The 2,493-nt window shown below is 43.8% G+C and carries 2 protein-coding genes and 1 pseudogene; 2 read left to right on the top strand and 1 reads right to left on the bottom strand.

The window, feature by feature from the left end; genetic code table 11:
- Positions 1-87 precede the first annotated feature (87 nt).
- Positions 88-1,296, bottom strand: coding sequence for a 4-hydroxy-3-methylbut-2-enyl diphosphate reductase (locus AC805_RS16135; RefSeq protein ID WP_055076368.1), 1,209 nt, complete (start codon positions 1,294-1,296; stop codon positions 88-90).
- Positions 1,297-1,703: 407 nt separating this feature from the next.
- Between AC805_RS16135 and AC805_RS16130 the strand changes: the two genes are divergently transcribed.
- Both AC805_RS16130 and AC805_RS27415 read left to right on the top strand, forming a co-directional pair.
- Positions 1,704-2,303, top strand: coding sequence for a nitroreductase family protein (locus AC805_RS16130; protein ID WP_055076367.1), 600 nt, complete (start codon positions 1,704-1,706; stop codon positions 2,301-2,303).
- A gap of 74 nt (positions 2,304-2,377) precedes the next feature.
- Positions 2,378-2,493 (top strand): annotated as a pseudogene (locus tag AC805_RS27415) (phosphotyrosine protein phosphatase); the annotation flags it as partial.

The raw sequence follows: 2,493 nt of genomic DNA, 5'->3' as shown, positions 1-2,493 counted from the left end.
GGCTATAGCTATATTGCAAAAACCAGTAAGGGTTTTTAAAGCTCAAAATGGCTATGCCATTTTAAGCTTTGCTATAAGAATTTAGAATTAATTTTTTAAGGTAAAAATCCTATTAATGACATCTTCAACCACGCGATCGGGGGTTGATGCACCTGAAGTTACCCCAATGCTGATTTTGCCTGTGGGCAACCAATTGACAGATTGCTCTATTTCTTTACCTAGGGGCTTATGCTCGATCGCTTCAGCCGATAGAATCCGATGCACGTCATCAATGTGGTAGGAAGGAAGATTGCGCTTGATCGCAATTTCCTGTAAGTGGGTCGTGTTGGATGAATTATAACCACCAATGACGATCATCAAATCGAGATCCTCCTCGACAATTTCAAACATCGCATCTTGACGCTCTTGAGTAGCATCACAGATCGTATTAAAAGCCAGAAAATGTTCATTAACATTTTCCACGCCATATTTTTGCATCATCGTCTTTTCAAACAACTTGCCAATCGCTTCCGTTTCACCTTTAAGCATAGTTGTTTGATTCGCGACTCCCACTCTTTCGAGGTCGCGATCGGGATCGAAACCTGCGGAGATCGCCTTGCTAAACTTGCTGAGAAACTCTTGACGATCTCCTCCCTTGAGCATGTAATTAGTCACATACTCAGCTTCTTTCATATTTAGTACGACTAGATAGCGCTTGGCATAGGAACTGGTCGCGATCGTTTCCTCATGGTTATACTTGCCATGAACGATAGAAGTGAAATCCGCTTTTTTATGCTTCTCAACACGGTTCCATACTTTAGACACCCAAGGGCAGGTCGTATCGACGATCTTACTACCGAGGCTATCTAATAACTGAGTTTCTTGAACGCTAGCGCCAAAGGCTGGCAAAATTACCACATCACCCTGTCCGACTCCAGAAAAGTCCTTAACTCCGCGATCGTTTACTGGCACAAATTGAACTTCCATTTCCTTGAGTTTGGCATTCACAGAAGGATTGTGAATGATTTCATTTGTAATCCAAATTCTTTCTGTAGGAAACTGAGTTCGGGTTTCATACGCCATCGCCACTGCTCGTTCTACACCCCAACAAAACCCGAAGGATTTCGCTAAATAGATGGTCACATCACCCTGCGTATAAACATAGTTATGATCGCGAATTGTTTGGATTAGGTCGCTATGATATTGCGATCGCATGGTGGATTCAGCTTCTTCTCCATGACCAAATCCTTGGCGAAAATAATTAGGAGATTTATGCAAAGCCCTTCGCATAGCTTGGGTATCGAGCGTGTTGTCCATGCGCGTAAAATAACATCCTAAGTAATTGTGCTGAAAGTATTATATAGCAATCGCTAGACGGCAAGCCTAAAAAGATGAGTGGCGGCGCTAGCGCCGCCACTCATCTTTTTAGGCTTGCCGTCCTGAGCAAAAATAGATTGCTATATTGAGATTGCTATATTGATTAAGTAGCTAAGCATAAGTAATACCAATTCCCAAAAGTGTGGCTACACTTTTGGGAATTGAAAACCAAACCCAGTAAGGGTTTTAAAATCACAAAATGGCTACGCCATTTTGTGATTTGGTATAAACTTAAAACCTAGAAGAGCGTACCGCCCGCGTAGCGGGTGGTACGCTCTCTAGTTTTGGGTTTTAATTATGCTTAACTGCTTAGAACGAATTCAAACTCATCAACTCAACATATCAATATGGAAAAACCAGCACCGACTAATCATGAAATTCATCCATTAATTGCTCAGCGATGGAGTCCCCGTGCCTTTGACAGTAAACTTGTTGAGACAGGAAAACTCGCTCAACTATTTGAAGCAGCGCGATGGGCTTCCTCTTGCTTTAACGATCAACCTTGGGCGTTTATCATCGCGACCAAAGATGACACAGTAAATTATCAGAAAATGCTCGATTGCATCGTGCCAGGTAATGTTGTATGGGCTCAGGTTGCTCCTGTGTTGGGTTTGATTGTCGCCCAAAAAGCTTTTAAACATAATGGCAAGCCCAATGCTTGGGGTGAATACGATGCTGGACAGGCGGCTGCAACCTTAGTTTTACAAGCTACAGCCTTAAATCTTGTCGCTCACCAGATGGGTGGTTTCGATGCAACCAAGGCGATCGCAACTTTTAATATTCCTGAAACGGCGCGTCCAATTGCCGCGATCGTGATCGGTTATGCGGGTGAGACGAGCAATCTTCCTGCGGATCTGCAGGAACGCGAAAATGCTCCTCGCGATCGTTATCCATCATCTAGTTTTGTCTTTACTGGCGGTTGGGGAAATTCCGCTCCGTTTGTTTAATTCCAAGGCAGTGCCAAATAGGTAAGGATGGGCGACGCGAAGCGTCGCCCATCCTTACCTATTTAGCACTAGCCATGAAGTTATTATTTGTATGCGGGAAAAATAGATTACGCAGTCCCACTGCCGAAGCAATATTTGCCGATTATGAGGGGCTGGATGTAGATTCCGCAGGGGTAGATCGAGAAGCGGA

The organism is Pseudanabaena sp. 'Roaring Creek' (assembly GCF_001402795.1).
In the GTDB taxonomy this organism is placed as follows: Bacteria; Cyanobacteriota; Cyanobacteriia; order Pseudanabaenales; family Pseudanabaenaceae; genus Pseudanabaena.
Note: the sequence above shows the minus strand (reverse complement) of the source record. Positions and strands in the feature narration are given on the sequence as shown.